Consider the following 23,743-nt stretch of genomic DNA (forward strand, 5'->3'; position numbering starts at 1 on the left):
GCCTGAAGAAATCAACCTCGACATCTACAATGCCGACCCGATCACCGAGGACGTGTCCGACGAAGCCACGGAGGCCGCACCAAAGACGTATGCGCCGCTCGACGCCGCCGCTGAGTCGCAGGCGGACCTCAGCGCCGAGATGAAGGCGATCGGCGAGGCCTACGCGCAGGCCCTCAAAAACGGAGCCCCGGCCGAAACCCAGCCGCGGCTCGACTACGCGCCGTACCGCAGCAGCGTCCTGCGCCACCCCACCAAGGACCTGCACCACGCGGACCCGGAAACCATCGAACTCTACTCGCCGGCGTTCGGGCACATGGACGTCCACGCGCTGGAAGCGGACCTGACCATCGCGCACAACGGCGAGCCGCTGGGCGAACGCATCGTGGTCTCCGGCCGCGTGCTCGACGGCGACGGCCGCCCCGTGGCCGGCCAGCTTGTGGAGATTTGGCAGGCGAACTCCGCCGGCCGCTACATCCACAAGCGGGACCAGCACCCGGCACCGCTGGACCCCAACTTCACCGGCGTCGGCCGCTGCATCACGGGCGCCGACGGCTCCTACAGCTTCACCACCATCAAGCCCGGCGCCTACCCGTGGAAGAACCACCTCAATGCCTGGCGCCCGGCCCACATCCACTTCTCCCTGTTCGGGCAGGAGTTCACCCAGCGGATCGTCACCCAGATGTACTTCCCCGGTGACCAGCTGTTCCCGCTGGACCCGATCTACCAGTCGATCGTGGACCAGGACGCCCGCGACCGGCTCGTGGCCACCTACAACCACGAGCAGACCAAACCCGAATGGGCTCTGGCCTACAACTGGGACATTGTCCTGACCGGGTCCAAGCGGACCTGGACCGAAAACCAGGCATTGGGCGCAGGAGGCGACGAGAATGAATAGGAGCGCCATGAGTAAACTCACCCCGACGCCGGGCCAGACTGTGGGGCCGTTCTACGGCTACGCCCTGCCCTACACCAAGGACCGCGAGCTCCTGGCCCCCGGCTCCCCGGGCTCCATCCGGCTCCAGGGCACCGTCTATGACGGCGCCGGGCACCCGATCCCGGACGCGATCCTGGAGATCTGGCAGGCCGACGCGGACGGCAACGTTCCGCACCGCACGGGCTCCCTGGTCCGCGACGGCTACACCTTCACCGGCTTCGGCCGCAGCGCCGTGGGCAACACCGGCGTCTTCACCTTCACCACGGTGAATCCCGGCCCCACCGAGGAGGGCGCGGCGCCGTTCATCGCCGTCGCCGTCTTTGCCCGGGGCCTGATGAACCGCCTGTTCACCCGCGTCTACCTGCCGGAGGACGAGGAAGCCCTGGCCAAGGATCCGCTGCTCAGCTCGCTCGAGCCGGACCGCCGCCGGTCCCTGATCGCGCGCCGGGATCCCGACGGCGGACTGACCTGGGACATCCGCCTCCAGGGCGAGGGCGAGACGGTGTTCCTGGATTTCAGCGACGCCGAGGGTGCCTCGAAGTGACCTTCTTCGAGACCGACGGCGACGTTGGCCTGCATGGCGACTTTGGCCTGCTGAATCCCGTGTCGGCGTCGCCGCTTGTGGCGGCGCTGACCGGGGACCGTGCAGTGCTCGCCGCCATCCTGACCGTGGAGGAAGCCTGGGCGACGGTCCTGGACGAGGCGGGCCTCGCCCCGGCCGGGTCCGCCGCAGTGGTGGCCGCCGCCGCGGACGTGCAGCGGTACGACGTCGCTGGCATCGCTGTCCGCGCCCAGGGCGGCGGCAACCCCGTCATCCCGCTGCTCGCCGACCTCCGGGAACAGGTCAGGAACCTGGACACCGGCGGTATTGGCGCGGTACAGGCCGTTCACACCTCGCTGACCAGCCAGGACGTGCTCGACTCGGCACTGATGGTGCTGGCTGCCGGGGCCGTGCGCGAGCTGAAGGCCGAGCTCAAGGCGGCCACGTCCGCCCTCGCGGTGCTTGCCGAAGCCCATGCGGCCACGCTTTGTGTTGCCCGCAGCCTGACCCAGCACTCGCTGCCCTACAGCTTCGGGCTGCGGGCCGCGCAGTGGTTCAACGGGCTCGCTGCCGCGGCCAGCCGGCTCGAGGCCCTCGACCTGCCGGTCCAGACCGGCGGCGCCGCCGGGACCCTCGCCGCAGGCACGGTGCTGACTGAAGGCACTGTGCTGACTGACGGCGTGTTGACCGCCGGGCGGCTGTCCCCGTTTGACCTCGCCGACCGGCTCGCCGCCCGCCTGGGTCTCGCCACGGTTCCTGCCCCCTGGCACACCAACCGGTTGGCCGTGACCGGGCTCGGCGACGCGCTGGCGGCCGTGACGGACGCGGCCGGAAAGATGGCCGCCGACATCCTGTTCCTGAGCCGGCCGGAAGTGGCCGAGCTCGCCGAACCGCGCGCCGCCGGACGGGGCGTGTCCTCGGCCATGCCGCAAAAGCAGAACCCCGTGCTCTCCGTGCTGATCCGCAGCGCCGCCCTGCAGGCTCCGGCCCTGGCCGCACAGCTGCACCTCGCGGCCGCCAATTTCAACGACGAACGCCCCGACGGCGCCTGGCACAGCGAATGGGTGGCCCTGCGCCAGCTGCTGCGTCTGGCCCTCGGCGCCGCGGCGCAGATGCGCGAATTGGCCGAAGGGCTGCAGGTCTTCCCCGCAGCGATGCGCCGCAACCTGGACCTCGCCGGCCCGCTGCTGCTCTCTGAAGCCGTCAACGCCGCCGTCGCGCCGCTTTTGGACGTGCGCAGCGCCGAGACGGGATCGGGCCGGACCGGGAAGCAGCGCCTGCAGGCCGTCGTGGACGAAACGCTCCGGGCCCCGGCCGCGGAGCAGGCGGCCACCTACCGGACACTGCTCCGCGCGGCCGTCCCGGAATATCTGCTCACCGACGCCCGGCTTGAGGAGCTTTTGGACCCGGCCAACTACCTCGGCCAGGCCGTTGAGATCTCCCGCCGCATCCTCGCGGCGTACCCGGAATACGCCACCGCCCACGCCGCCGCCCCGGCCGGCGCCACCGCCCACCAACTCCAGAACGGAGCCTCCCGTGGCTAGACCCACCGTCAAAGCAGTCCTGCTCTCGCCCCAGCGTCCGCTCGGCGACAAGCCCCTCCTCGTCGTGGGCCCCTCGCTCGGGACGTCCTCGCTGCTCTGGAGCCAGGCCGGCACCATACTGGGCGCCGACGTCGACGTCGTCGCCTGGGATCTGCCCGGCCACGGCGTCTCGCCCGCGGCGCAGGAGAACTTCACGGTCGCCGACCTGGCCGACGCCGTGATCGGACTGGTCGATTCGATCGCCCCTGGCGCGCGCTTCCACTATGCCGGCGTGTCCCTCGGCGGGGCCACCGGCCTGCAACTGGCCATCAAGCACGGCGACCGGCTCAAGAGCCTGTCCGTGCAGTGCTCCGGCGCGAAGCTCGGCACGCCAGAGGGCTGGCTGGAGCGAGCCGAAACCGTCCGCACGCAGGGAACCCCGGTGATGATCCAAGGGTCCGCGGAGCGCTGGTTCGCCCCGGGGTTCATGGAGAGCCAGCCCGAACTCAGCAGCCGGCTCCTGCACACCCTCCGGGACGCCGACCGCTTCAGCTACGCCTTCTGCTGTGAGGCCCTGGCCGGCTTCGACGTGCGGGACCAGCTCGGCACCATCCGCGTCCCCACGCAGGTGGTTGCCGGTGCCATGGACGCCGTCGCCCCGCCGTCCATGGCCGAGGAAGTCGCCGCGGGCATCACCTCCGGCGGCGGCACGGCCACGGCCGTCAGCCTGGAGGGCGTGGCACACCTGGCGCCCTTCGAGGCGCCGGGCCACATCGCCGAGCTGCTGAAGGGCCTCATCGCCTGGACCGAGACCCAGGGAGCGGGCGCATGACCGGCTCCGAACGCAACGGGCCCGAACGCAATGGTGTGGTCCAGCCCGGCGCGACCAGCCAGGAAATCTACGACGGCGGCATGAAAGTCCGCCGCGAGGTGCTTGGCGCCGCGCACGTGGACCGCGCCAACGCCAACAAGGATTCCTTCACCGAGGACTTCCAGGACATGATCACCCGGATCGCCTGGGGCGGCATCTGGACCCGGCCCGGGATCAGCCGCCAGATGCGCTCAGCCGTCACCCTTACCGCCATGGTGGCACACGGGCACTGGGAAGAACTGGCCATGCACATCCGCGCGGCCATCACCAACGGCCTGAGCCGGGACGAGATCAAGGAAATCCTGCTCCAGACCGCCATCTACTGCGGGGTCCCCTCCGCCAACACCGCCTTCAAGACCGCCCAGCAGGTGTTCCAATCGATGGACAACACAGCCATGGGCGAGGCAGAAATGGACAAGAACCCATGAATCAGGCCTTTTTGTACGACGCCGTGAGGACCCCGTTCGGGAAGTTCGGTTCCGGCCTGGCCGGGGTCCGGCCGGACGATCTCGCTGCGCACGTGATCCGGGAAGCGGTGAAGCGCGCCCCGGGGCTGGACGTGGAGCGGATCGATGAGGTGGTGTTCGGCAACGCCAACGGCGCCGGGGAGGAAAACCGCAACATCGCCCGGATGGGCACCCTGCTGGCCGGGCTGCCGGTCTCGGTCCCGGGCACCACGGTCAACCGGCTGTGCGGCTCGTCCCTGGACGCGGCGATCATCGCGTCCCGGCAGATCAACACCGGCGACGCCGAGCTCATGCTGGTCGGCGGCGCCGAATCCATGTCCCGCGCCCCGTGGGTGCTGCCCAAGACCGAGAAACCGTACCCGGCCGGGGACCTGGCTCTGGCTTCCACCACGCTGGGCTGGCGGCTGGTGAACCAGGCCATGCCGAAGGAGTGGACCATTTCCCTGGGCGAGGCCACCGAACGGCTGGCCGAAAGATACGGCGTGGGCCGCGAGGCGCAGGACGAATTCGCCGCCAACTCGCACAACCTGGCCGCCAAGGCGTGGGACGAGGGCTTCTACGACAACCTCGTCGCCCCGGTCCCGGGCACGGACCTGGTCCGCGACGAGGGCATCCGGGCCGGGTCCTCGGCGCAAAAGCTCGCCGGGCTCAAAACCGTCTTCCGGGCCGAGAACGGCACCGTCACCGCCGGGAACGCCTCCCCGCTCTCCGACGGCGCGTCCGCGGCCTGGCTCGGCTCCGAGGCCGCCGCCGGGATCCTCGGCCTGGACCCGCTGGCCCGGATCGCCGGGCGCGGCGCGCACGCCAACGACCCGCAGTACTTCGGCTACGCCCCGGTCGAGGCCGCGAACAAGGCCCTCGCGAAGGCCGGCATCGGCTGGGACCAGGTCGGCGCCGTCGAGCTGAACGAGGCGTTCGCCGCGCAGTCCCTGGCCTGTATCAACGCTTGGGGCATCGACCCCGCGATCGTGAACCGGCACGGCGGCGCGATCGCCATGGGCCACCCGCTCGGCGCCTCCGGAACCCGCATCCTGGGCACCCTGGCCCGGTCCCTGCAGGCTTCCGGGCAGCGCTGGGGCGTCGCCGCGATCTGCATCGGCGTCGGGCAGGGCCTGGCCGTCGTGCTCGAAAACGTCACCGCCGGCGCATCGGCATAGGGAAGGCAAAGGTCATGCTTAATTTCATTGACACCGTCGGTGAGGCCGTCGCCGGCATCAAGGACGGCTCCACGGTTATGATCGGGGGCTTCGGCAACGCCGGGCAGCCGTTCGAACTGATCGACGCGCTGCTGGAGTGCGGCGCCACCGACCTGACCGTGGTGAACAACAACGCCGGCCAGGGCGATCAGGGCCTGGCCCTGCTGATCAAGGAGGGCCGGGTGAAGAAAGTGATCTGCTCTTTCCCGCGGCAGTCCGACTCCTGGCATTTCGACGCCAAGTACCGCGCCGGCGAGATCGAACTCGAGCTGGTCCCGCAGGGGAACCTCGCTGAGCGGATCCGTGCCGCCGGCGCAGGGATCGGCGGTTTCTTCACGCCCACCGGCTATGGCACCATGCTCGCCGAGGGCAAGGAAACCCGCTACCTGGACGGCAAGTGGCAGGTGTTCGAGACCCCCATCCACGCCGACGTCGCCCTCATCAAGGCCCTCACGGCGGACGGCAGGGGCAATCTCGTCTATCGCAAGACGGCCCGGAACTTCGGTCCCATCATGGCCGCCGCCGCGAAACACACCATCGTCCAGGTATCCGAGATCGTGCCCACCGGCGGCCTGGACCCGGAAGTCATCGTGACCCCCGGAATCTACGTCAACAGCATCGTCCGCGTGGCCGCAGCCGCAGGCAAGACAGAAAGCGTGGCTTGAGATGAGCATCCCGACCAATGACCAGCCGGGTGTCCGGACCGGCATCCAGGCATCCGACAAGCCGCTGGGCCGCGACGACCTCGCCCGCCTCGTGGCCCGCGACATCCAGCCCGGATCGTTCGTGAACCTCGGCATCGGCCAGCCCACCCTGGTCTCCAACTATCTCGAGCCGGAGCAGAACATCACGCTCCACACCGAGAACGGCATGCTCGGCATGGGCCCGGAAGCCACCGGGGACCAGATCGACGGGGACCTCATCAACGCCGGGAAGATCCCCGTGACGGAGCTTCCCGGGGCGTCCTACTTCCACCATGCGGACTCCTTCGCGATCATGCGCGGCGGGCACCTGGACATCTGCGTGCTCGGCGCCTTCCAGGTCTCGGCCACCGGAGACCTCGCCAACTGGCACACCGGGGCGCCGGACGCGATCCCCGCCGTCGGCGGCGCCATGGACCTCGCCACCGGCGCCAAGGACGTCTTCGTTATGATGACGCTCCTGACCCGCGACGGCGTGTCCAAGCTCGTCGAGGCGTGCACCTACCCGCTCACCGGGATCGGCTGCGTGACCCGCGTCTACACCGACAAGGCCGTCTTCCTGACCGGACCCGGCGGCGTCCAGGTGCGCGAGACGTTCGGCTGCACGCTCGAGGAACTTCAGGCCGTGGTCCCGGTACCCCTCCGGGCGGCGGACCCAAGCTGACAGTCCTGCGGCCGGATAACCTGCGCCCCGCTAAAGTGATGCGGGACCGAGAGGCGAGAAATGATTGAGCCAGCCAAGAGCGGCGGCGCGCCCGCGGCCAGCGACCAGTACGTGCAGTCGCTGGCGCGCGGGCTCGCCGTGATCCGTGCCTTTGACACAGAGCACCCCAAGATGACCCTGACCGAGGTGGCGGCCCGGACCGAACTGACCCGGGCCACGGCCAGGCGGTTCCTGCACACGCTCGCGGAGTTGGGCTATGTCCGCACGGACGGCAAGATCTTCGCCCTGACCGCCAAGGTACTTCAGCTCGGCTACGCCTACCTGTCCGGGCTGTCCCTGCCGCAGCTGGCCCAGCCGCACCTGGAGGAGCTCTCGCTCGAACTGGGGGAGTCGACGTCGGCCGCGGTGCTCGAGGGCGCCGACATCGCCTACATCGCCCGGGTGTCCACCCGGCGGATCATGACGGTCGGCATTACGGTGGGCACCCGTTTCCCGGCCTACGCGACGTCCATGGGCAGGGTGCTGCTCGCGGCCCTGCCGCCGGCGAAGCTGGAAGACTATCTCGCGGCCACAGAGATCCGGCCCCTCACGCCGGGAGCCATCGGAACGCGGGCTGCCCTTCTGGCGGAGCTGGATACGGTCCGCGCCCAGGGCTGGTGCCTGTTGGATCAGGAACTGGAGCTGGGGCTGATGTCCATTGCGGCGCCGGTCCATGACGGGCCCAAGGTGGTAGCGGCGATCAACGTCTCGCTGCAGGCCCAGACGGTGTCCACGCAGGCCGACCCCGAGGCCTACCTCAAGGCCGTGCGCGAGGCGACGGTAGCCACGGCGGAAGTCATCTCCGAGGACCTGACCTCGGGACGGTGAAACACTGTCCTGACGTGACGCCCGGGAAGGGGACCGTCAGGGAGCGGGGTCTGGGATGGGTTCGGTGGAAACCGTGATCTTGACGCCCCCGGGCTCGTCACTGATTTTCAGGTGAAAGTTCCTGCCCACCACCAGGGCATGGATGTCGTCGCTGTCTCCGGGCGCTACCTGCTCGGCCAGCCGCGTGAGCGCCAGTGCCATGGCCCGGCCCCAGTCGTGAGGATCCATACTGGATGATTCAGCCGTTGCTGAATACTTCTCTGGTTCAGTCATCTGCCCCCGCTTTCGGCGTCCGGAGCGCAGCCTCCGGAACATCACGAAGCCCAGTCTAGTGAGGTGGCGGAGCGCGCGTCCACGATTTGCGCCGGCCCTGCGGAGGTTACGCGGGCACTGCGGCTAGGATTTCAGTTCGGGTACTCTTTCGCCCCATTGCCCTAAGGACGCCATGACAGAGAACAACACCGCGACTCCGGAGACCCCGGACAACGCAGCGTCCCGGCGCGCCGCCGTGGTTATCAACCCCATGAAATCTCCCGGTAAAAGCTTCCGTGCCTCGTTCTTCCGCCTGTGCGAGACCCAGGGCTGGGCCGAGCCGCTGTGGCTGGAGACCACCAAGGAGGACACCGGGATTGGCCAGGCCCGCGAGGCGCTGGATGCCGGAGTCGACGTCGTGATCGCGGCGGGCGGGGACGGAACGGTCCGCTGCGTGGCGGAGGTCCTCGCCGGCACCGGAACGCCGATGGGACTGGTCCCCCTGGGGACCGGCAACCTGCTGGCCCGCAACCTCGGCGTCGACATCACCGACCCCGTGGCCGCCAGCTACGACGTCCTCAGCGGCGCGGATACCAAGGTAGACGTGGTCAAGGTCAGGCTGGACCATGCCGAGAAGGAGCACATCTTCCTTGTCATGGCCGGTCTCGGCTATGACGCCGCCATCATGGCCAACACTGTGGACGAACTCAAAGACCGCGTGGGCTGGCTCGCCTATGTCGAGGCTGGCATCCGGCACCTGCCGGGCAAGCCGATCAGGGCGAAGATCAGCATTGACGGCCAGCATGCCGTGCGGCGCCGGATCCGCAGCGTCATGGTGGGCAACTGCGGCAAGATCATGGGGGGCGTGGAGATCTTCCCCGATGCCAAGGTCGACGACGGCATCCTGGACGTCGTGATTTTGGCCCCTCATGGCCGGTTCGGCTGGCTGGATGTGCTGTCCGGCGTCTTCGGCCGGAAGAACGCCAAGAACACGTCGGTCGAATACTTCGCCGGAAAGTCAGCCGAAATCGAACTCGCCCACGAGCAGGAATTCCAGCTCGACGGTGACCCCCTCGGCAAGGCCAAACACCTCAACGTCACTGTGGAGCACGACGCTCTCACCATCCGGATGACGGGCATCTGACCCGGGCTGGCCGCTTCCCGGGCCAGCCGCTTTCCGGGCCGGCCGCTTCCCGGGCTGGCTAGCGCGCCGCCGGCCGGTGTGCCAGGATCTCAGCGAGTTCGGCCAGCCGGTGCGCGCGGGCGGATTCGGCAGGCGTGAACGGCTCGCCGGGCCGGGAAAACGTGATGGGCCCATGCCACGCTGTAGGGATTTTCAGGACCGTCCCGTCCCCGCCCGTCCGGGGTGGCACCTCGGCGTTGCCAGCCGCCGGTCCGGGGATGATCCGTGCCCGCAGCAGTTCCGCGACGGCCAGCGGCAGCTCCTCCGGACTGGCGGCGATCCGGGCAGCCAGGCTCAGCGCGCCGGTTTGCCCGTCGGCCATGGCCAGGGCGGTGGTCGGCCAGACGTGCGGATCCGCTCCGCCGCCCGCCCGCAGCGCCCGGAGCAGTTCGGCTTCGCGGACATCACCCGGTGCCGAGAGCACGAACTCGTCCAGCACACCGCCGGCCACGGGGTGAACATGAATGCTGAGGATGTTCGTGTTCAACCCGGCCAGGGCCTGCGTCAGTTTCTGCAGCGACCCGGGTTTGTCTTTCAGGACGGTCCGCGCCCGCCAAAGGGCAGGCGCGGCGACGAGCCGTTTGCGGTGGCGCAGGGCCGGGGCATGCAGCCAGCCCCTGAGCATCCGGGCCGCCGAGGGCTCGGCGACCCAGATGACCAGGATGGTCGCGGTCATGGTCAGGACCAGGACCTTGGCAACATAAGGCAGGTGGGTTTCCACCACCGCCGCGTGCACCAGCAATTCGATCGGAAGCATCACGGCCACATTGGCCAGCGTCAGCCGCGCCTTGGTCGGTTCGGGCATCTGGCCGCACACTTCGCAGCTCAACTCGGAGGTGGCAGGGGACTGGGCTTTGCCATGGGCTTTGCGCGTCATATCCCTATGATTCCGGCCAGCTGTTTCGGCCGGGTTGCCGCCGGGTGACGGTTTCGGACCGGACGGGCAGGAGGGAGGCTCGCAGCAACGCGCCCTAGGGGCTGCGTTAGAGCAAGTGGCGGTGCGCATAGAGGTCGCGGAGCAGGGCGACCTCGGCTAAGTGGTGGATCATCTCGCGGTTGATGTGCAGGACCAGTGCCGCCATGGGGGCCTCGGCGAACGGACCTTCGGACGGACCGCAGGCTGCCCCCAAACCGGCCTCGTTGAGGCTCTTCACGCCCTGGATCCACCGGGCGTAATACTCGTCTACTTGGGCCAGTGCCAAGGCCGCCGTGCCTGGGTAGGCGAAATTCTGGTAATCCACGGCAGGACCGCCAAAGTGTGATGCTGTGCGCGCGCCCAGCACGCCGACCAGAATGTGGCACAGGCGCCAGGCAATGGTCGTCACCGGAGCAGGAACGGGCTCCGGGTAGCTGAAATCAATGGTGAAATCACCCGTACCCGGCGCGGTCGGGGGCGTTGATGCGTCCTTGCGCCGGACACTCCAGCCCGGAACCGGCTCCCAAAAATACTCGTCGTCAGTCAACCCGTCCAGCCTCGGGCGGGCCTGATTGGCAAAATGCCAGTCCAGTTGATCCACTAGCTCGTGGTTCCAGTTAACATCCGGCACGATGTTCCTCCTCGGCATCCAGGCCCGAGCGGCGGGGGTGTCTACATCAAAGTACTCCGGACCTCCCGCCCGCCATAGGGCGAGTCCTAAGCCTGACGGCGGGCTGCGACGCCGGCAGGGACGGCCGACGTGTTCCCGTCCGGGTGCTCCCCGGCCCCGGTGCGGCCGCCGTCGGATTCCGGACCGGCCAACGTGGCCAGCAAGTCGCGGATCTCGGCCAGCAGCGCAGTGTCGGCCGGGATCGGTTCTTCCTCGGGCTCGGCGGCGCTGAGTCGGTTCTTGACCATCCGGTTGATCCGGTTCATCGGGGCCACGAAGATGAAGTACACCACCGCGGCAGTGATGAGGAAGGTCAGGAAGGCGGTCACCACGGCGCCGATGTTCACGAAGGTCTTGTCGTTGCCCGGCCAAACGTGGAAGCCCAGACCCTGGGTCTCGACGCCGCCGGCGGCAGCGAGGATCGGGTTGACGATGTTGGAAGTGAAGGCGCTGACCAGGGCGGTGAAGGCCGTGCCGACCACGACGGCGATGGACAGTTCGATCACGTTGCCGCGCAGGATGAAATCCTTGAATCCTTTGAGCATGGGGAACCTCCGGTGTGCGTTGCTGGCTTGATTCAACCGATAGACGCTACCACTTCGCTGGGTGCCCGGCAGATCCCGATCAACGGATTCCGATGCCGCCGCCGTACCGTTCCGGCGTAAACTCCGTGGTGGATGCCAACGCCGCCGTCGTAATACTCCGACTGCAACGAGAGGCGCCCGACCCGTGAGAGCCTGCCCATGAAGAACACGCCCATGAAAGCATTTCGCTGTGCGCCTGAGGCTGTAAGGCTTGCGCTGTGAAGCTGTTCTCCGAGATGTTCACCATCGCTCCGGCCAACAAGGACCACCAGGTCGCCCTCCGCTGCGCCGTGGGGGTCTTTGTTCCGCTGATCACGCTGGTGCTGCTTGACCGCCTGGATCTGGCAATCTTCGCTTCCTTCGGCGCCTTCACCGGGATTTACGGCCGGAATGAGCCGCATGCCAGGCGGCTGACTCTTCAGGTGCGGGGCGGTGGGCTGATGCTCCTGGTGATGTTCCTGGCCGCCCTCACAGCGCGTGTGGACGCTCTTGCCGGGCTTTCCGCGGCAGGCACCGCCTGGGTCCTGGTCGGGACTACCACGGTGATCGCCTGGGGCTGCTCCCTGGTTGTCGCGTGGTGGCGCCTGCGTCCCGCGGGTTCGCTGTTCCATATCTTTGCGTTCGCGGCCATCGCGTCGATCCCCAACCAGCCGCCGCTGTGGCAGTGCATGCTCGTGGCGGTACTCACGGTCGCTTTCTCCCTGCTGCTCGGCCAGTCCTCGCGGGTGGCGCGGAGCCACCGGACCCCGTGGGTGAATCCGAGGCCTGCGGCCCTTACACCGCAGGAGAAACGCGTCGCCTGGCACGAAAGCGTGGGCTACCTCGTGGCGGCAGGCGTGGCGGGAACGCTGGGTACCCTGGCCGGGGAATGGCTTGGAATTGGCCACAATTACTGGGCGATGGTGGCCGCCGTCGTTCCGCTCGTGGGCCATACCACCCGGCACCGCGTGAGCCGTGGCCTGCAACGGATCGCGGGCACTGCCTTGGGGTTGGTGCTGCTCGCCGGAATCCTGCTCCTGCAGCCGACGCCCTGGCAGACGGTGCTGGTGATTGCCGCGTGCCAGTTCGGCGCCGAGATGTTCATCGCGCGGCAGTACATGTTGGCGCAGGTTTTCGTCACGCCGCTGGCGCTGATCTCCACGCTTCTCGTGGCACCCGTGCCGCCCGGCATCCTGCTCCGCGACAGAATCGTGGAGACCGTCATCGGTGCCGCCGTCGGCATCGCCGTCGTGCTGGCGCCCGGCGCGTGGCGCGGCCTCAGGGGCCGCCGCGGGGCGAGGACCCCCGGGCGCGTCTCCTAGGAGTGCCCGACGCCGGCGCCGGTGCGGGACACTGCCGGCACGGTCTGCGGGACGAAGGCGAGGGCGAGGACCGCCAGGAGTGCGGCGGCGGCGAAAACGTAGAAGCCCCACGGGTAGGCGATGCCGGCGGCGACCAGCGCGCCGGTGACGGCGGGGCCCAAAATGGCTCCCAGCCTGCCCACGCCGGCGGCGAAGCCCAGCGCGGTGCCGCGGAGCCGGACCGGGAAGAGCTGGCTGACCCAGGCATAGACCAGGACCTGGGAGCTGAAGACGAACACGCCGGTGACAAAGACGGCGGCATAGAGCACCACTTCATTCTGGATCTGGATGCTGAGCGCGGCGAGGAACACGGCGGAGAGGCCAAACCAGAGCAGGACGATCCTCTTGGTGCCGTGCCGGTCCGCGAGGACCCCGGCGATCAGGAGGCCCACCACAGCGCCCACGTTCAGGACCAGGAGCAGGGCGAGGCCGGCGTTCAGGCTGTAGCCGGCGGAGGCCATGAGCTGCGGCAGCCAGGTGTTCAGGCCGTAGACCAGCAGCAGCCCCATGAAGGACGCCACGGCCACGCCGGCGGCGATCATCGGGTAGGGCTTGCGGCCAAGGTCCCGGAAGCTGGCGCGTTCCTCCGCCGGGGCGGCCACAGCGCTGTCCGGGGTGAGCGCCGGGTTGACGGCCGGGGACGTGGCGGCCGGGGACTTTGCGGCTGCGGGGATGTGGTGGACCGGCGGCAGTGTCTCCGGAAGCTTGAACCACAGGAAGGGGACCAGGGCAAAGCCTGCCAGGCCACCCACCACGAACATGGTCCGCCAGCTTGGAATGACCATGATGGCCAGGAACGCCGTGGCCACGGCGCCGACGTGATATCCCGTCATGGTCCGGGTGGTGGACTTTCCAGCCGTCCCGGCAGGCGCGTAGTCGTTCATGTAGGCCAGTGCGGCGGGCAGGCAGGCGCCCAGGCCAAGGCCGGCGAGCAGCCGGAACGCGCTGAACCATGCCACGTTCGGTGCGAAGACGACCGCAATCGTAAAGATGGAAAACCACGTCACGCAGGCCACCAGCAGGTTTCGCCGGCCGAGGCGGTCCGAGAGCGGCGCGATGAAGAGCGCGCCGAGCCCCACGCCCACCAGGGAGATGGTCGCCGCGAACGTCGCCCCGACTGCGTCGAAGCCAAGTTCCTGCGACTTAATCAGGGTCGGGATGACCGTGCCAAGCACCACCAGATCAAAGCCGTCCAGCACCATGGCCAGCCAGCAGAGCCACACGGGCCACCGTGATTTGTTTCCCAATGACGACATTGACATTGCTACCTCAGCGCTAGTATTTACGTGATTCCGCGTGCCCGGCGGTGTAGGTCGGACTCTTCCTATTGTGAGAGTTCTATCACCCGGGAGTGTTGCGTGGGACACTAAAAACCGTTCAATGGAAGGAGGGGCGTGGCCAATTCAAACTCCGGCGATTCGGTGGTGGACCGGATCCTGCGGCTGATTGCCGCCTTCCCGGAGGGTGTCACGGCTTTGCAGCTCTCGGAGCTGGCCGCGCGGGCGGAACTCCCGCTGACCACCGCGCACAGGCTCGTCCGGCAGCTGGCCGGGCACGGCCTGCTTGAAGTCGCTCCCGGTGGCTCAGTCAGCCTGGGCCTGCGGCTCTGGGAGCTCGCTAACCGCAGTTCCCCCACGCTTGAACTCCGCCAGGCCGCCCTGCCGCTCATGGAGGACATCCAGCAGGTGCTCAACCAAAACGTGAACCTCGCCGTGCTGGACGGCCAGGAAGTGCTCTTTGTGGAGCGGCTGTCCCGCCGCGGCTCGGTCGCCAACCGTGCGCAGGTGGCCGGCCGGATGCCCGTGCACGTGTCCTCCGCCGGGCTGGTGCTCATGGCCAACCAGCCCCGCAACGTCCAGGCCGAGTACCTCGAAGGGTTTAGCGATCCGACCGGCCGGCTGGCCCTGGCGGACCTCCGCGCCCTCCTGGGCGAAGCGGCCCATCAGGGCTATGCGCAGCTGGCCGGCGTCGTCGACCCGGACACGTGGGGGATCGCCGTGCCCGTACTGGACCGCAGGAGGCTCGCCGTGGCGGCCCTCGGCGTCGTCGTTCCCCTTCGCGAGGTGCGCCTGCAGGCGCTCGTTCCCGCCCTGCAGACCGCGGCCCGCGGGATCGGGCGGCGGCTCGGCGAGTCCCGCGAGAGCCTCTCATTCCATTCAGCGGAATTGATGTAACGCCCATCACGCCTTGGGGAGCACACTGTTAGCCGGAAGACCAAAACGGCCCCCGGTCCCTGACCGCCCCAACCCCGCAACGAAGCGAGATGAACATGGCACAGCGAAAAGTCATCAACACCCAGGTAGCGATCATGGGTGCCGGCCCGGCCGGGCTCATGCTGTCCCACCTGCTGGCCAAGGCCGGCATTGAATCCACCGTCCTCGAGATCCGCACCCACCAGGAGATTTCCGAGACGGTGCGGGCCGGCATCCTGGAGCACGGCTCGGTCAACATGCTCGTCGACAGCGGCGTCTCCGACCGGGTGCTGCGCGACGGCGACCGGCATGACGGAATCGAACTGCGCTTCAACGGCGAAAGCCACCGGATCGACTTCCAGGACCTGGTTGGGGAATCGGTGTGGCTCTACCCGCAGACGGACGTGTTCCTGGACCTCTCCGCACGCCGGAAGGCCGACGGTGGGGACGTCCGGTACGCCGTCACGGACACCACCATTCATGACATCGAAGCCAAGCCCAAGGTCTGGTTTACGGATGCTGACGGCGTCGAGTACGAACTCCAGGCCGATTTCATCGCCGGTGCCGACGGTTCGCGCAGCCACTGCCGCTTCCAGATTCCGGAGGCGCAGCGCAAGTGGTACTTCCACGAATACCCCTTCGCCTGGTTCGGCATCCTGGCCGAGGCGCCGCGCAGCTCCGACGAGCTGATCTACGCCAACTCGGAAAACGGCTTCGCCCTGATCAGCCAGCGCACCGAGTCGGTCCAGCGGATGTACTTCCAGTGCGACCCCAACGAGGACGTCAACAACTGGGATGACGACCGCATCTGGGACGCCTTCCGCAGCCGCGTCAACGGCAACGGCTTCGAGGTCAAGGAAGGACCGGTGATCGACAAGACGGTCCTGAAGTTCCGCAGCTTTGTCCACGCCCCCATGCGGCACGGCAACCTGTTCCTCGCCGGCGACGCCGCGCACACCGTGCCGCCCACTGGGGCCAAGGGCCTGAACCTGGCGCTGAACGATGTCAAGGTCCTGTTTGAGGGCTTCGACAGCTTCTACTCCACCGGCTCCACCGTGCTCCTGGACGCCTACAGCGACCGCGCCCTGAACCGGGTGTGGAAGGCCCAGCAGTTCTCATACTGGATGACCTCCATGCTGCACACCTCCGCCGACGCCGACGACTTCTCCCGCGCCCGCCAGCTCGGCGAACTTCATTCCGTGGTGTCCTCCCGCCACGGCCGCGCCTACCTCGCGGAGGCCTACACCGGCTGGCCCGGAGCCCGCTAGGGCTCCGGCAGAAGCCCTGGTCTGAAGACAGATTTCCGTCGACACGTGCCGGGGCCAGGGCTAGCCTTTAACCGTCCCAGCATGGCCCGACAAGGATGACGGAGAGGTGTCCGATCATGGGAACCGCAGAGAATGTTGAACTGGTCCGGCGAGGGTACACGGCGTTCAACGCAGGGGATATGGCTACCCTCAGCGACATGTTCGCGGAGGACGCTGTCTGGTACGTTCCCGGAAGCGGCGTGCTTTCCGGAACCAAACAGGGCAGGGACGCGATCCTGGCGTACTTCGGCGAGTTGGGAGCGCGCACCCACGGTAACTTCCAAGCGGACCTCGAGGACATCGTGGGCGGGGAAAACCACACCGTCGCGATCCAGCAAACCCGCGGGGAGAACAACGGCAAGACCCTGGACCTGGCCACCGTCATCACGTTTGTGGTCCGCGACGGAAAGATCACCGAAGGGCGGGAATTCTTCGAGGACACGGCCAAGGCAGACGAATTCTGGACGTGACCGAACCGGCGCCGCCTGATCCCGGCCGGCAGGCGGTTTCCGTCATCGGCGGCGGCATCGCCGGGCTGGCCCTGGCAGCCCGCCTCGATCCCGCACGGTTCGACGTCACCGTCCACGAGCAACGCGACGGACTCCCGACCGTCGGAACTTCCCTTGCGGTGTGGCCCGCGGCCCAGCGGGCCCTTGGCCGCCTGGGAATCCTGGACGCGGTCCGGGAGGCCAGCCCGGTGATCGAGGGCATGAGTGTCCGTGCGGCTTCCGGCAAGCCATGGACAGCGGCACAGGCGCCAGGACTGATCGGCGTTTCCCGGGTTGACCTCATCCGGCTGCTGGACGCCGCCGTTCCGGTCAGCGTGGGCCGGGCATCCGGCCGCATCGACATCGTCCGGCCCGGCCCCGCCGGCCTTGTGGTGGGCTCCGACGGCGTCCACAGCTCGGTCCGCGCAGCTGCTGGGGCGCCCGCTCCGGGGCGCGGCCCACACCGTATCTCGCGGTCCGCGGCGTGGTTCCCGGGCGGCTGTGGTGCGGGCACACGGGCGAATACTGGGGCCGCGGGCAGCTGTTCGGGATTGGTCCCGCGGCGGCCGGGACCAACTGGTACGCGGCGTTCCGCTCCGGGGCACGTCCCGGGAGCCTGGATGTCGCCGCCGCCCTGGCAGAAACACGCGCCCGCTACGCAGGCTACTCACCGGGGATCCTCGAGGTCCTGGCCGCGGCAGTACCGCAGACATCCCTGGTGCAGCGGGTCTGGACGACGCCGCCGCTTTGCAGCTACGTCCGCCGAAGGGTAGCCCTCGTCGGCGATGCCGCCCACGCGATGACCCCGAATCTTGGCCGGGGGGCCTGTGAAGCGCTGGTCGATGCCGTGACCCTTGCGGAGCTTCTCAACACCCGGCCCGTGGACGAGGCACTGAGGGCCTATAACCGGGCGCGCCTCCTGCGCACGCAGGCGCTGCGGGCGGCGTCGTCGGGGGTGATGCGGCTGGCCCTGGCCGAACGTGGTCAGCCTGTACGGGACGCGCTGCTGGGCTTGGCTAGTCCTGGTCCAGGGTCTCGGTCAGGTGGTGCGTCGGAATCCGGTCCCGGTCATAGGTGATTTCGGTGTAGCCGTGCGGCTCGGGCTTCCCCGACGGGCTCAGGTTCACGAAGACGATCTCATCAATGGTGAGGATGCTCCGGCGCGTGATCATGTTCCGGACTTCGGCCCGCATGGTCAGCGATGTCCGGCCGAAGCGGGTCGCGGTCAGGCCCATTTCGATCAGGTCGCCCTGGACGGCGGAGCTGACGAAGTTGATTTCGGAGATGTACTTGGTGACGGCCCGGCCGTTGCCCAGCTGCAGGATGGCGTAAATGGCCGCCTCTTCGTCGATCCACTTCAGCAGGCTCCCGCCGAACAGGGTGCCGTTGGCGTTGAGGTCCTCGGGCCGCACCCATTTGCGGGTGCGGAAAGTGATGTCGGCCGATTCCATAGTGCGAGGTTAGCCGACTCCGTGACGGGCGGCGTTGTGTGACGGCCTCAGGCCATGGCGGTGTGCGCGGCGCTGTGCGAATCGATCGGCTTCGCGTAGCAGTACGAGTGCACCACGCCGACATACGGCCCGAAGTTCGGCACGGACACAAAGCCCGAGTTCTCGTAGAACTGCCGCCCGTCGGTTTGCACCGAGCCGGCTTCCGCCGTCAGCGTGGTGATCCCCAGGGCGTGGGCGTGGGCTTCGAGGGCCGCGAGGATGGAGCTCGCCACCCCTGAGCCGCGGGTGTAGGGCAGCACATAGAGGCGCTTGATTTCGGCGGTCTGGGCGTCCAGCATGCGAAGGCCGCCGCAGCCGACCGGCTGGCCTGAGGCTTTGTCGTGCGCCACCAGGAACACCGCCGTGTCCGCTTCCGACGGCGGCGGCCCGGGCTCGTGGTCGGGCCGGCCGAAGCGGGCCTCGAGTTCTGCCTGCTGGGCGGCCCTCAGGTCCGCGCCGACGGGGTTCGCCCAGGTGACCTGACGGATGTTGAGCCGCGGATTGGTCTGCATGACTGCCTCGATTCGCCGAAGTGTTATGCAGTCTAAGGCTAGGCGCCGGCGGTTTCGGCCGTGTTTCCTGCCGGTAAGGTTCGGGAGAACTGTGGATGGAGGGCCTGCGGTTGCTGCCTACGGCTCGACTTCCCGGCGGACCTGGCGGCGGCCACAGCTTAGCGCCGCACCAGTGTCCGCAGGAGTTTCAGCGCCACGGAGATTGAGGCGATATCGACCTGCCCCGGTTTGGTCACTTCCGCGAAGGTGTCCTTGATCCGTGCGAGCTGCTCCTGGTGCCCGCGTTCCCACTCTACGATGCGCTCCACGGTATCGGATGTGCCGGCGTCTGCGGCGCCAAGGCCCTGGGTGGTTTCCATCACCGAGACGGTCATGTCCGCCACTGCGGAATAGACATCATCGCGCAGGGCGGCCCGCGCGAGGGCCTCCCAGCGGCTCTGCCGCGGCAGGTCGGTGATGCTGAGCAGGAGGTTCGCGGCGCCGATCCGCTGGAAAACCGCCCAATACAGATCGGCGATGGTGGCGATCGGTTCGCGCACTTGTTCGGAGATCAGGGAGATGTCCAGCAGCCCGAAACTCTCCAGCAGGTCGGAGGCACGCAGGCCCAGCTCACGGGGCATCCCCACGGCGTCCCAGTGCGCGAGCCTTCCTTGCACACGATCCAGGTCCGAGCCGCGGAGGTAGTCCACGGTGCAGGTCCGCAGTAGTTCCATGGTGGGCATGATCCGACCCAAGGCCGCGTCCACGGGCTGGTCGCGATGGTCGTGCGTCACGTACCACCGCGTGGCCCGGTCGAGGACCCTGCGCATGTGCAGGGTCGCTTCGGCAACGTGTTCGTTGGGATATCCGGCGGGGAGTGCCGCCAGCCGGTTGACGATCCACGGCAGGTCGTAGGCTTCCCGCGCCACCACAAAGGCCTTGGCAACACTGGGGGCCGTCGCCGTGGTTTCCTCGATGGCGCGGAAGGCGAACGTGATTCCGCCGAGGTTGATCATGTCGTTGGCCACTACTGTGCACACGATCTGTCGGCGCAGCGGATGGTCCTCCAGTTCTGCTTCAAAGCGTTCGGAAAGCTGGCGCGGGAAATAGCCGCTGAGGACGCGCCGGAACCACGGGTCGTCGGCAAGGTCGCTGGCGTTGAGCTCGGCTGCCAGTTCGATCTTGGCGTAGGCGGCCAGCACCGACAGTTCCGGCGCGGTCAGGGCCTCACCTGACTTCAGCCGTGCCCGGAGCTGTTTGCTGCTTGGCAGGCCCTCCAGCCTGCGGTCGAGGTCGGTGGCGTTCTCGAGCCAGTCCATGGTCCGCTCGAAGCCCGGGCTCCACTCCAGTCCCAGGTGCCGGTCGTTGAAGAGCAAGACGTTCTGGTCCACGTTATTGGCCAGAACAAGGCGGGCCACCTCGTCCGTGAGGGAATGCAGGAAATCGGCGCGTTCCGCCGTCGGCATCTTTCCCGCCGCGATCATCCGGTCCACGAAGATCTTGATGTTGACCTCACGATCCGAGCAGTCAACTCCGGCTGAGTTGTCGATCGCATCGGTATTGAGCTGGACGCCGGACAGGGCGGCCTCAATCCGCCCGAGCTGCGTGATTCCCAGGTTCCCGCCCTCGACGACGATCTTTGCCCGCACCTCATTGCCGTTGACCCTGATGGGGTCGTTCGCTTTGTCGCCAACCTCGGCGTTGCCCTCTGACGATGCCTTGATGTAGGTTCCGATGCCGCCGTTGTACAGCAGGTCCACGGGCGCCCGGAGGATGGCCTGAAGCAGCGCGTGGGGTGGCAGGGACACGGTGCCAGGGTCCAGGCCGAGAGAGCTCCGGACCTGTTCGGTGATGCTGATGGCCTTCGCCCGGCGGGAGTGGACACCACCGCCCGCGCTGATCAGGGTTGGATCGTAATCCGCCCAGGATGAGCGGGGGAGGGCAAAGAGCCGCCTCCGCTCCTCGAACGAGGACCCCGCCTCCGGCGTCGGGTCAAGGAAGATGTGCCTGTGATCGAATGCAGCCACGAGCCGGATGTGGCGGGACAGAAGCATTCCGTTTCCGAAGACGTCGCCGCTCATATCGCCGATGCCGGCAACTGTGAAGTCCTCTTCCTGGCAGTCCATCCCGAGTTCGCGGAAATGGTGTTTCACCGATTCCCAGGCCCCGCGTGCCGTGATGCCCATCTGCTTATGGTCATAGCCCACGGTCCCGCCGGAAGCGAAGGCATCGCCCAGCCAGAAGCCGTACTCCTCGGCCACCGCGTTCGCAGCGTCGGAAAATGACGCTGTTCCCTTGTCCGCCGCCACCACAAGGTAGTAGTCGTCGACGTCGTGCCGCACCACGCGCGCCGGAGGCACCACTGTTTCGCCGTGTGCGGTGGTGACCAGGTTGTCGGTCACGTCCAGCAGCCCGCGGACGAAGATCCGGTAGCATTCCAGGCCCTCCGTCAGCCAGGCGTCGCGGTCCAAGGACGGGTCAGGCAACTGTTTGGGATAAAAACCGCCCTTGGCGCCGGTGGGCACGATCACCGAGTTCTTCACGTTCTGCGCCTTGACCAGGCCAAGGACTTCGGTGCGGAAATCCTCGCTTCGGTCCGACCAGCGCAGCCCGCCGCGGGCCAGTTCCCCGAAGCGCAGGTGGACGCCTTCCACGCGGGGTGCGTACACCCAAATTTCATACTTGGGACGGGGAAATGGCGCACTCGCAATAGCGGAGGGGCTCAGTTTGAAGCTCAGGTGGGGCCTGTTCTGGTAGTAGTTGGTGCGGAGCGTGGATTCCACCAGGTTCATGAAGGTGCGCAGCAGCCGGTCGGCGTCGAGGACGGGAATTTCCTCGATCGCGGCCAGCAATTCCTTCCGGGCTGCCTCGGTGTCTCCCAACCGGCCTGGGGCCCGAAGATCGGGGTCAAACTTGGCCCGGAACAGTGCCAGAAGCCCGTGGGTTGCCCGGACGTTGGCCAGCAGCGTATCGGCCATGAAACCGTATGAAGTCATGGTGCCCAGTTGCTGCAGGTACTTGGCATAGCTGCGCAGGACCGCCGCCTCGCGCCATGGAATGCCTTCGCGAAGGACAAGGCCGTCAAAGCGGTCCGATTCCGAGTCCCCGCGCATGGCGGCTCCGAAGGCGTCCCCCAGCAGGGCGCTGGTCCGGGCGGGATCCACGCCGGCCGGATACCGGACGCCAAGGTCATAGAGGAACAAAGGCCAGTCGTTCCCGCGCACCACATCGAAGGGCCGTTGGTTCAGGACCTCGAGTCCGAGGTTATGGAAGAACGGCAGGATGCGCGTCAAGCTATAAGCGGTGGTCAGGTAGAGCCGGATCCGTGCGTCTTCGGCCAGGTTCGCGGACGCGGCAGTGCGCACATAAACGGACAGTTGCGGATCGTTCAGCGGTCGTCCACCGGCGCCGTCGAGATCGAACTGCTCGAACTGCAGGATATCTTCGACGGCATCCTCGACTTCGAAATCAGCCTTGTAGCTGGCCGGGAAGGCGGCGGACCAAAGAGCCGACAACCGGCTCGCCTCCCCGGCCGGCAACCTGTTACGGAGCGCCTCGTCCAGGCCCTCGGCCCAGGTCCGCGTTGCGCTGATAATGCTCCGCTCCACTGCAGCGGGATCGACGTCGGGCATCCCGCCGGCAGGCAGCAGTATCCGGAAGAACACGCGGGCCATTGGGGATTCGCTCAGCCGGACTTCGAATTCGAGCGAGGAGGAGCCGAACGCCTGTTTGAGCTCGTGTTCGATCCGGAGGCGGACGGCCGTGCTGTACCTGTGCCGGGGGAGGAACACCAGGGCGGTCATGAAGCGGCCGTAGCTGTCAGCGCGCAGGAACACCCGTGTCTGGTGGTGTGCCTGCAGGAGCAGGATCTCGCGGGCAAGCCCGGAAAGTTCGTCGAGGTCCCGGTGGAACAGCTCGTCCAAGGGGAAGGATTCGAGGACGGCGAGAAGCTGTTTGCCGGGATGGGACGCCTCGGTGAAGCCGAAGCGCTCCTGGACGGCGCGCACTTTGTCCCGGATGACCGGGATGCGCCGCACAGACCGGCCCGTGGCGCCCGGGGCGAAGAGGCCCACAAACCGGACTTCTCCCGTGGCCGTGCCGGCGCTGCCGAAGGTCCGGACGAGGATTTCATCCAGGTAAGCCGGGCGCGGGACGGACGATCTCAGATCCGAAATGGAGAGCGTGAGAACCTGCGGATGCGGCAGCCCCGTAACGGGCTGGCGGGCCTCCGGCCGCCCGTCCCTGAGCAGGCCCAGCCCCGTGCCGGGACGCACCGTCACTACATCCGTGCCCTCCGTCGTCGGGTATTCATATTCGCCGTATCCCAAAAACGTGAAGTTGCCGCGGTCCAGCCAGTCCAGGAGCTCACCGAGCTGCTCCGGAGTAGGAACCGTGCCAGCGGGCAGCCGGTCCAGGGAGCTGATGGCGCGGGCGAGACTGGCGTGGATGGCGGGGGCGTCATCAGCAACCAACTGGACGTCCGCCAGGACACGCCGCACGTTGTCCGTGAGCTCCTCGGTGGCACGCGACCCCGGCAGGCGGCCTATTTCCGCCGCGATCCAGGTTTCGGACGACCAATCCGGCGGGTACTGGGCGGAGCCGGGCGCCGCCGTGCCGGGCGGCGCTGTGCCGATGATTCGGCCCGTCGATCCGGTCTGCGGGGACCCGGGCTGTACTTCCAACAAGCGGTCCGTTTGTGGTTCCCGCCGCACCAGGAAATTGGGATGCACCAGCAACCGGATGGACTCGTTGCGGCGGGTCAGCTCCGCAGTGAGCGAATGGAGCAAGTGCGGTAAGGCGTCGGCAACGACCAGCAGGACGCTGGCTTCGCCTTCGTTCAGGATGCCGACGGCCGCCGTGCCTGCCGGGCGGCTCTCCGCCAGTTCCGCATGGTGCCGGGCCCGCTGCTCCAGGTTTTCGGGACTGTAGCCTTGAAGGTCCTCGGGCGCCGTGTGCTCGTAGTACGCCGCGAGGAACTGTTTATCGAAGCCGGGGAAAACGCTTCCGGGCGCATGCCCCGGGTGTACCGATTTGCCTGACATGATTCTGCGCCTCCACGGCGCGGG

Annotated in this window: 24 protein-coding genes; 16 read left to right on the plus strand and 8 right to left on the minus strand. The window is 67.7% G+C overall.

Features of this window, described 5'->3' with window-relative positions; genetic code table 11:
- Positions 1-52 precede the first annotated feature (52 nt).
- From pcaH to LQV16_RS00295, 9 genes are read left to right on the plus strand one after another with little or no spacing between them, the layout of a single operon-like run.
- Positions 53-895 carry a protocatechuate 3,4-dioxygenase subunit beta gene (pcaH, locus tag LQV16_RS00255; protein ID WP_229991992.1) on the plus strand — a complete coding sequence of 281 codons (843 nt, stop codon included), beginning with the start codon at positions 53-55 and terminating at the stop codon, positions 893-895.
- 7 nt (positions 896-902) lie between these two features.
- The gene (gene pcaG, locus LQV16_RS00260) at positions 903-1,478 is read left to right on the plus strand and encodes a protocatechuate 3,4-dioxygenase subunit alpha (protein ID WP_223982391.1); all 576 of its coding nucleotides are present in this window, start codon (positions 903-905) and stop codon (positions 1,476-1,478) included.
- Positions 1,475-3,019: a lyase family protein gene (locus tag LQV16_RS00265; protein WP_229991917.1), complete on the plus strand. Its 1,545-nt coding sequence runs from the start codon at positions 1,475-1,477 to the stop codon at positions 3,017-3,019. Before pcaG ends, LQV16_RS00265 begins: the two co-directional genes overlap by 4 nt.
- Positions 3,012-3,830: an alpha/beta fold hydrolase gene (locus tag LQV16_RS00270; RefSeq protein ID WP_229991918.1), complete on the plus strand. Its 819-nt coding sequence runs from the start codon at positions 3,012-3,014 to the stop codon at positions 3,828-3,830. The genes LQV16_RS00265 and LQV16_RS00270 overlap by 8 nt, the downstream gene beginning before the upstream one ends.
- The gene (gene pcaC / locus LQV16_RS00275) at positions 3,827-4,297 is read left to right on the plus strand and encodes a 4-carboxymuconolactone decarboxylase (RefSeq protein WP_229991919.1); all 471 of its coding nucleotides are present in this window, start codon (positions 3,827-3,829) and stop codon (positions 4,295-4,297) included. Before LQV16_RS00270 ends, pcaC begins: the two co-directional genes overlap by 4 nt.
- On the plus strand, positions 4,294-5,493 hold the full coding sequence (locus tag LQV16_RS00280; protein WP_229991920.1) for a thiolase family protein: 1,200 nt from the start codon (positions 4,294-4,296) through the stop codon (positions 5,491-5,493). The genes pcaC and LQV16_RS00280 overlap by 4 nt, the downstream gene beginning before the upstream one ends.
- Positions 5,494-5,507: 14 nt before the next feature.
- On the plus strand, positions 5,508-6,197 hold the full coding sequence (locus LQV16_RS00285; protein WP_229991921.1) for a 3-oxoacid CoA-transferase subunit A: 690 nt from the start codon (positions 5,508-5,510) through the stop codon (positions 6,195-6,197).
- 1 nt (position 6,198) lies between these two features.
- On the plus strand, positions 6,199-6,897 hold the full coding sequence (locus LQV16_RS00290) for a 3-oxoacid CoA-transferase subunit B (protein ID WP_229991922.1): 699 nt from the start codon (positions 6,199-6,201) through the stop codon (positions 6,895-6,897).
- Between the two features lie 60 nt (positions 6,898-6,957).
- Positions 6,958-7,764, plus strand: a complete 807-nt coding sequence (locus LQV16_RS00295; RefSeq protein WP_229991923.1) for an IclR family transcriptional regulator C-terminal domain-containing protein — start codon at positions 6,958-6,960, stop codon at positions 7,762-7,764.
- A 36-nt stretch (positions 7,765-7,800) separates the two neighbouring features.
- Here LQV16_RS00295 and LQV16_RS00300 read toward each other — a convergent pair whose 3' ends face one another.
- A complete protein-coding gene (locus LQV16_RS00300; RefSeq protein WP_229991924.1) occupies positions 7,801-8,037 on the minus strand; it encodes a hypothetical protein in 237 nt (78 codons plus the stop codon).
- 172 nt (positions 8,038-8,209) lie between these two features.
- Between LQV16_RS00300 and LQV16_RS00305 the strand changes: the two genes are divergently transcribed.
- On the plus strand, positions 8,210-9,160 hold the full coding sequence (locus LQV16_RS00305; RefSeq protein WP_229991925.1) for a diacylglycerol kinase family protein: 951 nt from the start codon (positions 8,210-8,212) through the stop codon (positions 9,158-9,160).
- Positions 9,161-9,218: 58 nt separating this feature from the next.
- On the opposite strand, the gene LQV16_RS00310 is transcribed toward LQV16_RS00305, so the two are convergent.
- From LQV16_RS00310 to mscL, 3 genes are all read right to left on the minus strand, one after another.
- Positions 9,219-10,076 carry an ACT domain-containing protein gene (locus LQV16_RS00310; protein ID WP_229991926.1) on the minus strand — a complete coding sequence of 286 codons (858 nt, stop codon included), beginning with the start codon at positions 10,074-10,076 and terminating at the stop codon, positions 9,219-9,221.
- A 106-nt stretch (positions 10,077-10,182) separates the two neighbouring features.
- On the minus strand, positions 10,183-10,764 hold the full coding sequence (locus LQV16_RS00315) for a DinB family protein (RefSeq protein ID WP_229991927.1): 582 nt from the start codon (positions 10,762-10,764) through the stop codon (positions 10,183-10,185).
- Between the two features lie 68 nt (positions 10,765-10,832).
- Positions 10,833-11,330 carry a large conductance mechanosensitive channel protein MscL gene (gene mscL, locus LQV16_RS00320; protein ID WP_229991928.1) on the minus strand — a complete coding sequence of 166 codons (498 nt, stop codon included), beginning with the start codon at positions 11,328-11,330 and terminating at the stop codon, positions 10,833-10,835.
- 257 nt (positions 11,331-11,587) lie between these two features.
- Between mscL and LQV16_RS00325 the strand changes: the two genes are divergently transcribed.
- Complete coding sequence (locus tag LQV16_RS00325; protein WP_229991929.1) at positions 11,588-12,670, plus strand: FUSC family protein; 1,083 nt, start codon at positions 11,588-11,590, stop codon at positions 12,668-12,670.
- On the opposite strand, the gene LQV16_RS00330 is transcribed toward LQV16_RS00325, so the two are convergent.
- Positions 12,667-13,971 carry an aromatic acid/H+ symport family MFS transporter gene (locus LQV16_RS00330; RefSeq protein WP_229991930.1) on the minus strand — a complete coding sequence of 435 codons (1,305 nt, stop codon included), beginning with the start codon at positions 13,969-13,971 and terminating at the stop codon, positions 12,667-12,669. The two genes, LQV16_RS00325 and LQV16_RS00330, sit on opposite strands and share 4 nt — an antisense overlap.
- Positions 13,972-14,103: 132 nt before the next feature.
- Here LQV16_RS00330 and LQV16_RS00335 point away from each other — a divergent pair, with 132 nt between their 5' ends.
- The 5 genes from LQV16_RS00335 to LQV16_RS23620 all read left to right on the plus strand — a co-directional run bounded on the left by LQV16_RS00335 (position 14,104) and on the right by LQV16_RS23620 (position 17,774).
- Positions 14,104-14,883, plus strand: a complete 780-nt coding sequence (locus tag LQV16_RS00335; RefSeq protein WP_229991931.1) for an IclR family transcriptional regulator — start codon at positions 14,104-14,106, stop codon at positions 14,881-14,883.
- 95 nt (positions 14,884-14,978) lie between these two features.
- Positions 14,979-16,169: a 4-hydroxybenzoate 3-monooxygenase gene (locus LQV16_RS00340; RefSeq protein WP_229991932.1), complete on the plus strand. Its 1,191-nt coding sequence runs from the start codon at positions 14,979-14,981 to the stop codon at positions 16,167-16,169.
- 116 nt (positions 16,170-16,285) lie between these two features.
- Positions 16,286-16,678: a nuclear transport factor 2 family protein gene (locus tag LQV16_RS00345; RefSeq protein ID WP_229991933.1), complete on the plus strand. Its 393-nt coding sequence runs from the start codon at positions 16,286-16,288 to the stop codon at positions 16,676-16,678.
- The gene (locus tag LQV16_RS00350) at positions 16,675-17,469 is read left to right on the plus strand and encodes an NAD(P)-binding protein (RefSeq protein ID WP_356815632.1); all 795 of its coding nucleotides are present in this window, start codon (positions 16,675-16,677) and stop codon (positions 17,467-17,469) included. Before LQV16_RS00345 ends, LQV16_RS00350 begins: the two co-directional genes overlap by 4 nt.
- 26 nt (positions 17,470-17,495) lie before the next feature.
- Positions 17,496-17,774 (plus strand): hypothetical protein, encoded by a 279-nt coding sequence (locus tag LQV16_RS23620; RefSeq protein WP_356815634.1) that lies wholly within the window; start codon positions 17,496-17,498, stop codon positions 17,772-17,774.
- Here LQV16_RS23620 and LQV16_RS00355 read toward each other — a convergent pair.
- The 3 genes from LQV16_RS00355 to LQV16_RS00365 form a co-directional block, all read right to left on the minus strand.
- Positions 17,713-18,147, minus strand: coding sequence for a hotdog domain-containing protein (locus tag LQV16_RS00355; protein ID WP_079555099.1), 435 nt, complete (start codon positions 18,145-18,147; stop codon positions 17,713-17,715). The two genes, LQV16_RS23620 and LQV16_RS00355, sit on opposite strands and share 62 nt — an antisense overlap.
- A gap of 47 nt (positions 18,148-18,194) precedes the next feature.
- Entirely contained in the window at positions 18,195-18,698 is a 504-nt protein-coding gene (locus LQV16_RS00360; protein WP_229991934.1) for a GNAT family N-acetyltransferase, read from the minus strand.
- A gap of 158 nt (positions 18,699-18,856) precedes the next feature.
- Positions 18,857-23,719: an NAD-glutamate dehydrogenase gene (locus LQV16_RS00365; protein WP_229991935.1), complete on the minus strand. Its 4,863-nt coding sequence runs from the start codon at positions 23,717-23,719 to the stop codon at positions 18,857-18,859.
- Between the last annotated feature and the right edge of the window lie 24 nt (positions 23,720-23,743).

Source organism: Arthrobacter sp. Bi26 (genome assembly GCF_918697925.1).
Classification (GTDB): domain Bacteria; phylum Actinomycetota; class Actinomycetes; order Actinomycetales; family Micrococcaceae; genus Arthrobacter.

Bases quoted from the DNA above. Each gene is read 5' to 3' on its own strand.
- pcaG (WP_223982391.1), top strand. From the start codon at position 903: ATGAGTAAACTCACCCCGACGCCGGGCCAGACTGTGGGGCCGTTCTAC.
- pcaC (WP_229991919.1), top strand. From the start codon at position 3,827: ATGACCGGCTCCGAACGCAACGGGCCCGAACGCAATGGTGTGGTCCAG.
- LQV16_RS00280 (WP_229991920.1), top strand. From the start codon at position 4,294: ATGAATCAGGCCTTTTTGTACGACGCCGTGAGGACCCCGTTCGGGAAG.
- LQV16_RS00285 (WP_229991921.1), top strand. From the start codon at position 5,508: ATGCTTAATTTCATTGACACCGTCGGTGAGGCCGTCGCCGGCATCAAG.
- LQV16_RS00290 (WP_229991922.1), top strand. From the start codon at position 6,199: ATGAGCATCCCGACCAATGACCAGCCGGGTGTCCGGACCGGCATCCAG.
- LQV16_RS00295 (WP_229991923.1), top strand. From the start codon at position 6,958: ATGATTGAGCCAGCCAAGAGCGGCGGCGCGCCCGCGGCCAGCGACCAG.
- LQV16_RS00300 (WP_229991924.1), bottom strand. From the start codon at position 8,037: ATGACTGAACCAGAGAAGTATTCAGCAACGGCTGAATCATCCAGTATG.
- LQV16_RS00305 (WP_229991925.1), top strand. From the start codon at position 8,210: ATGACAGAGAACAACACCGCGACTCCGGAGACCCCGGACAACGCAGCG.
- LQV16_RS00310 (WP_229991926.1), bottom strand. From the start codon at position 10,076: ATGACGCGCAAAGCCCATGGCAAAGCCCAGTCCCCTGCCACCTCCGAG.
- LQV16_RS00315 (WP_229991927.1), bottom strand. From the start codon at position 10,764: ATGCCGAGGAGGAACATCGTGCCGGATGTTAACTGGAACCACGAGCTA.
- mscL (WP_229991928.1), bottom strand. From the start codon at position 11,330: ATGCTCAAAGGATTCAAGGATTTCATCCTGCGCGGCAACGTGATCGAA.
- LQV16_RS00330 (WP_229991930.1), bottom strand. From the start codon at position 13,971: ATGTCAATGTCGTCATTGGGAAACAAATCACGGTGGCCCGTGTGGCTC.
- LQV16_RS00340 (WP_229991932.1), top strand. From the start codon at position 14,979: ATGGCACAGCGAAAAGTCATCAACACCCAGGTAGCGATCATGGGTGCC.
- LQV16_RS00345 (WP_229991933.1), top strand. From the start codon at position 16,286: ATGGGAACCGCAGAGAATGTTGAACTGGTCCGGCGAGGGTACACGGCG.
- LQV16_RS23620 (WP_356815634.1), top strand. From the start codon at position 17,496: ATGACCCCGAATCTTGGCCGGGGGGCCTGTGAAGCGCTGGTCGATGCC.
- LQV16_RS00355 (WP_079555099.1), bottom strand. From the start codon at position 18,147: ATGGAATCGGCCGACATCACTTTCCGCACCCGCAAATGGGTGCGGCCC.
- LQV16_RS00360 (WP_229991934.1), bottom strand. From the start codon at position 18,698: ATGCAGACCAATCCGCGGCTCAACATCCGTCAGGTCACCTGGGCGAAC.
- LQV16_RS00365 (WP_229991935.1), bottom strand. From the start codon at position 23,719: ATGTCAGGCAAATCGGTACACCCGGGGCATGCGCCCGGAAGCGTTTTC.